We start from the raw sequence: 5148 nt of genomic DNA, 5'->3' as shown, positions 1-5148 counted from the left end.
CCGTCATCGTGGTTGAGGAGTCCTGTGACGTTCTCAAGGAATAGATATTTAGGTCTGAGAATAGATGCGAACCGAGCAATCTCAAAGAATAGAGTTCCTCTAGTGTCTTCAAATCCTGCTCGTTTTCCAGCAATGCTGAAAGCCTGACACGGAAATCCTCCGCAGATAATATCGACAGTTCCGAGTCCTCGAATAGACTCATCTGAAACGGTTGTGATGTCATGTAGTTCTACTTCTACCTCCGTGTTATGAATTGCTTTGTAGCTTTTTCTGGCAAATGGGTCTATCTCGCAAAATCCAACGCATTCATGTCCTGCTGCTTCCATGCCGAGACGAAAACCGCCGATGCCAGCGAATAAATCTAGGAATTTCAATCCACTTCCTCCAACTTCTCTATCAGCCAGTCAAGATTTTGACGGGCTTTTTTAAGGTCCTCAACTCCATTCTTAGAGTGATAGCGTAGTAAATACTTAACTGCGTTGCCCCAATAAAAACCTTCTTCATGCTCTGGGCATGCTGCGAAGTTTTTCACAACGTCAATCGCTTCCATGCCATACCTACCTTGATAGTGAGCTGGTTTGCGTATTGTGTCATGCTGTTGAGTCATTGTATTTCCTCTATTTCTATTTCAATTCTTGGGTTAGGACTATATAGCTTGCGTGCATGTAAGTCGCAAACTAGGCTGTCGTCCGACCACACGATCCCTTTTTTATCTATTTTGCTATAGCCGGCATTTGAGATGCTGTCAAACAGAGCTTTTACTAGATTATCCAAGTCTGGTTTCTTAAAGTGCCACATAAGTTCATTTAAAAACGCTTTGAACTTAGCCCATGTGCTCGCTCTCGCTCTCTTTGTCGGCTCTTTTGAAATACTTTCAGGGGCTTTCATGTAAAATGTGACATCGACCTTGACTGGACCATCGTAGAATGGTCCGTCATAGTTGCGCTCAATCCAACCAGCACACTCTTTGCGCCAAGCTTTTGTCTTTGGATCTTCATATGTTCCCCACTTGCTAAATCGAGGGCGTGACTGTGGTTTTGGTTCGATATTTAGGACTAGCTTCATAGAAGTACCCCAAGGAAACCAAGTTCCTCAAATAAATTTTTTTTGTTTTCCTCAAGGAACTCAAATAGTGTTTTAATTTCTTGAACATCTTTAGCAAATTCTTTGGCCGCATAAGAGCTATCAAGAACAAGATCATCAGACTGTTTTGCTTCCAGCACTAATTTATATTCTGGTTCAAATAAGTCACCATTTTCATCTAGTGAAAGCTGTCTGTCTTGCTTCACAAATTCAGCCTTTAGGTTAAAAATGGAACTACCGACAATCTCAATGCTTTCCTCTGCTTTACTTGTTACTACTGTGAAATCTGTTTTAAGTACGGCTGTTTTCTTCATTTTCTATCCTCGTTTCTTTTTCTATATTTCAAATTTCAATCAATCGTCTACCTTTCTCCTCACTCGTCCGCTTGGCATAAGATGGGTGAGTGTAGAAATCAATAGTGCTTATCTTTACGCCAAGCTGGTTTGCAATTTCTTTCTTTGTACCTATCCCTAGTAACTTATCGCCTTTGTAGAGGGCATACTCTTTCTCATGATTAACCATAGGCAATAGTTAGAACGGAAGGTCATCATCACTGATGTCCATTGGATTTGAGTTGTTAAATGCCGATTGATAACCTTGATTTTGATAATTAGATTGTTGATTATACCCTTGGTTGTTTCCATTTTGGAAATTACCACCTTGATTACCATAGCTTTGTTGTTGCTGATAGCCTCCATGATTATCTTGATAACCTTGATTATTTTGTTGGCTACTACGACTTTCTAACAGTTGGAAATTACTAGCAATAACCTCTGTCACATACACGCGCTGCCCTTGCTGATTTTCATAGTTACGTGTTTGGATTGTGCCTATGATGCCAATCAATGAGCCTTTCTTAGCCCAATTAGCAAGGTTTTCAGCTGCTTGTCTCCAAATCACACAGTTAATAAAATCAGCTTCACGATCCCCAGACTCATTTTTGAAAGGGCGATTTACAGCTAATGTAAAGGTTGCTACTGCAATATTGCTTGGCGTGTACTTTAGATCGGCATCTCTTGTAAGTCGACCTACTAAAACAACGTTATTTATCATTCCGCACCTCCACCACATCAACATCTGTAATAAATACATCTGTTAAATCATAAGCATCACTCAAAATGTTATAAGCATAAATAGCTGCCATGTGCGGATTTAATTCTTCAACTTCAAGACCAATATCAAGGTTTTTATTTTTAGCCGATACATAATATTTATTGTTTGCCATCTCGCACCTCCTCTAAGTCAGCAGTTTTAACAAACACACCATCTACAATTTTCCCTTGACGGTTTTTGATTTCATTCCACGCAACCTCAAGGCATTCTGTCAATGTTAAGTCAAATTTTTGCGCCACAAACATTAGATAGATAGCAATATTACGGCTGCTCAATTGAATTTGAGTGCGTGAGTTAATACGGCTTAAATTTGTTGAAATAGCAATCAAACTATTAGCAATCAAGCCAATTTCTTTTGCAATGTGTAAGTACAACACCTCTACCGACCACTCATCCACATAGTAGTAATTGTGCTGACCGTTCTCATCTGGGTTAAGTGCTAGATGGATTTTTGTAAATCCCATCTGTTGAGCTAGGATAGTCAAAACAACCATCATATCTCCAATGCTATCAGCAACCTTTTCCTTGTCCTTGCGTACTGTAGCACTGTTAAGCTCTCCCCATTCTTCGTTAAGTTTAAGCATTTGCGATAATGGGCTTGCTTTATCAAGTTCTTTAGCTGTTGACCAGCCTTTTACATTTTCAATAAGTTCATTAAATTTCATCAGATGCCTCCTAAGGTTTCAAAACTAATAAAGTTATCTTCAAGATATTCCTTGAGTTGTTCTAGTTGCGGTTTGCCACCATGCAACGTTAATAGCATTGTGACTTTTATTGGCTCGCTAGGCTCAAATTTAGGCGTTTCTAGGGCTTTGTTTTGTGCTGATGGTGTATTTACCCCTCCAATGCTTTCAAATGGCTCATTTTCGATAATTTCGCCTGTCTCAGCATCAACAGCCTTGATGTTCTCATTGGCTTGTTCTTTTGCCAAACGCTCAATTTCTGCTTTGCGTTCTGCCTCTGCTTTAGCTTGCGCCTCTTGTTGCTCCTTACGTAGCGCAATGGCATCACGGTCTGTTTTCATAATTTTAAGGACATCAACCAGTGACTTACCATCTTCAAGGTGTCTGATATATCCATCTGCAGGCAAATCGTACTCTTGAGCTTGTTCCTCGATAGCTTGCTTATTAGCTTTGTACTGCTCAAGGGCATCAAATTCCGCAAGTACCAGGGCATCCATTTCATCAAGAGTTGTTTTCTTGAGTTCAAATTTGCCTGTTTTAAAATGTTTCTTGAGGCTGTACCCATCGTACTTGTCGCTAAAGGTATCTTTTTCAAGACCAGCCATCATACATTTATTTTCAAAAGTGGCACGGACGACATCCACGCGCAACAATCGCTCATGTTCATCAACCGCATTAAGACCTGTTGTCATTTCGTTTGTGACAGCATCAATAGGATCAGTCACTTTTTCTTTCATCCATTTTTCAAAATCGGTAAGAGGTTTACTAATCTCACGCTTGATTTCCTTACGTTTGCTATCCAAATCCTCTTTTAATTTATTAAAGTGAGTACGTTCTTCATAAACATCTTTATAGTTTGCAACTGTCACCTCTCGACCACTATACTGTGCAACAGCTGCAGCTACTTGTGCCTCAATTGCCTCACGATCAACATCAATTACTGCTGGTTGAAAATCTACCTTGATTTCTGTCAAGGCACTGTTAGTTACATCTTTTACCATGTGTTATACTCCTTTTTTTCCGTGTGCTTTTTGAATTTGTGCGTTGAGATATTCCATCACTACGTTATAGCCATCAACTGGCACATCGTGGAAATCTCTAATTTGGTACTTGCCCATTACAAAGTTTGCAACTACATCAAATGGTGCTCCTTTGACCATTGCAAATTCTTCAACAGTTTTGATAATTTCTTGATACTGGATATTATCAATGTATTTCACTTGATTTTGTTGGTTATTTGGATGCTGTTTCTGGTTAGCTTGACCTTGTTCTTGGTTTTCCTCTACTGGGTATTCATCAATATCTTTTTCACCAATAGCGAACAAACCTTGCAAGGCATATTTTCTAGCATAAGAGCTAACAGCTCCTGTCCATTGTGGCTCTTGCATCTGCTTAAATTGCCCTTTTTGAGTATTCAATACTGGTACTGGGCTTATTTCGGCATAGGCTGTTGATTGGTATTTCTCGTTTCTTTCATCGTTGAAAGCTACTGCTGTTGCCTTGACAAAGATTTTGCCAGCAAGCTCAATGAGTTCATCGGTTACGATTACAGACCAATCACTTTTTAACTCTTTGAAAGTTGTATAGATGTCCTCGGCATTTCTAAATGCGTACTTAACATCTTTGGATTTCTTTTTTTCTAGTTGCATTTTCTGTTGCAACTCTGGGAATGTTAGTTCTGCCATTATTTATCCTCCAAATTCGCTAATCATAAGCCCTCGCTTGCCAGATGACCGCAATGTCATCACCCCTGCACTCTGGACATTCCAAGTCAGGGTAATCTGAGATGACGAACCATTCACAGTCACAGTCTCGGCATCTGTATTCTCGTGAGTACATGGTTTAGTCCTCATCGTTTCCGTTGGCTACTCTTTGCAGGAATTCCCTAACCAACTGATCGCTTTTTTCAATTGGCGGAAGCTCGTTCCCGTCAATAGTTGTTAGAGTGTAGTCTGCAACGACTTTTACCGGCTCTGCTTCCAGTAGGCTGGCAAGATGTTCAAAATCCTCTCTTTGTCGTTCGTAATGTTCGATTGGCATCACAAGGGCCATTTCTAGAGAATCTGTAAAACTAGCTGTTAATGCGAAGTTTCCAAAATTATTTTTGTACGTTGCCAAAAATTCCCCTGTTTGATTTCGTAGAACGATAAATGTGTTTGTTTGCTTCATGATTTTTTCTCCTGTAGATTTTTTTGAAAATCCCTATATATATTATTTATATAGGATGATGGGGTAGTTGTAAGTTAGTAATTGTTGTAAGTTAGTAATT

The 5148-nt window shown here is 39.5% G+C and carries 12 protein-coding genes; all 12 read right to left on the bottom strand.

What is annotated here, in order from left to right; all coding sequences use genetic code 11:
• The coding region (locus F602_RS0100285) for a DNA cytosine methyltransferase (protein WP_018165979.1) at positions 1 to 374 on the bottom strand (374 nt) is incomplete at its 3' end.
• Positions 371 to 607: a DUF3310 domain-containing protein gene (locus F602_RS0100280; protein WP_018165978.1), complete on the bottom strand. Its 237-nt coding sequence runs from the start codon at positions 605 to 607 to the stop codon at positions 371 to 373. The genes F602_RS0100280 and F602_RS0100285, both read right to left, overlap by 4 nt.
• Positions 604 to 1065 (bottom strand): RusA family crossover junction endodeoxyribonuclease, encoded by a 462-nt coding sequence (locus F602_RS0100275; protein WP_018165977.1) that lies wholly within the window; start codon positions 1063 to 1065, stop codon positions 604 to 606. Before F602_RS0100275 ends, F602_RS0100280 begins: the two co-directional genes overlap by 4 nt.
• Positions 1062 to 1397 (bottom strand): hypothetical protein, encoded by a 336-nt coding sequence (locus F602_RS0100270; protein ID WP_018165976.1) that lies wholly within the window; start codon positions 1395 to 1397, stop codon positions 1062 to 1064. The genes F602_RS0100275 and F602_RS0100270 overlap by 4 nt, the downstream gene beginning before the upstream one ends.
• 28 nt (positions 1398 to 1425) lie before the next feature.
• Positions 1426 to 1605: a hypothetical protein gene (locus tag F602_RS10655; protein ID WP_018165975.1), complete on the bottom strand. Its 180-nt coding sequence runs from the start codon at positions 1603 to 1605 to the stop codon at positions 1426 to 1428.
• A gap of 9 nt (positions 1606 to 1614) precedes the next feature.
• Positions 1615 to 2136, bottom strand: a complete 522-nt coding sequence (gene ssb / locus F602_RS0100265; RefSeq protein WP_018165974.1) for a single-stranded DNA-binding protein — start codon at positions 2134 to 2136, stop codon at positions 1615 to 1617.
• Positions 2126 to 2308, bottom strand: coding sequence for a hypothetical protein (locus F602_RS0100260; protein WP_018165973.1), 183 nt, complete (start codon positions 2306 to 2308; stop codon positions 2126 to 2128). Before F602_RS0100260 ends, ssb begins: the two co-directional genes overlap by 11 nt.
• Entirely contained in the window at positions 2295 to 2861 is a 567-nt protein-coding gene (locus F602_RS0100255) for a MazG-like family protein (RefSeq protein WP_018165972.1), read from the bottom strand. Before F602_RS0100255 ends, F602_RS0100260 begins: the two co-directional genes overlap by 14 nt.
• Entirely contained in the window at positions 2861 to 3880 is a 1020-nt protein-coding gene (locus F602_RS0100250) for a DUF1351 domain-containing protein (RefSeq protein WP_018165971.1), read from the bottom strand. The genes F602_RS0100255 and F602_RS0100250 overlap by 1 nt, the downstream gene beginning before the upstream one ends.
• A gap of 3 nt (positions 3881 to 3883) precedes the next feature.
• A complete protein-coding gene (locus tag F602_RS0100245; RefSeq protein WP_018165970.1) occupies positions 3884 to 4564 on the bottom strand; it encodes an ERF family protein in 681 nt (226 codons plus the stop codon).
• A gap of 3 nt (positions 4565 to 4567) precedes the next feature.
• Entirely contained in the window at positions 4568 to 4732 is a 165-nt protein-coding gene (locus tag F602_RS10810) for a hypothetical protein (protein ID WP_156801822.1), read from the bottom strand.
• Positions 4722 to 5048 (bottom strand): hypothetical protein, encoded by a 327-nt coding sequence (locus tag F602_RS0100240; RefSeq protein WP_018165969.1) that lies wholly within the window; start codon positions 5046 to 5048, stop codon positions 4722 to 4724. Before F602_RS0100240 ends, F602_RS10810 begins: the two co-directional genes overlap by 11 nt.
• Between the last annotated feature and the right edge of the window lie 100 nt (positions 5049 to 5148).

This window comes from Streptococcus minor DSM 17118 (genome assembly GCF_000377005.1).
Classification (GTDB): Bacteria; Bacillota; Bacilli; order Lactobacillales; family Streptococcaceae; genus Streptococcus; species Streptococcus minor.
Note: the sequence above shows the minus strand (reverse complement) of the source record. Positions and strands in the feature narration are given on the sequence as shown.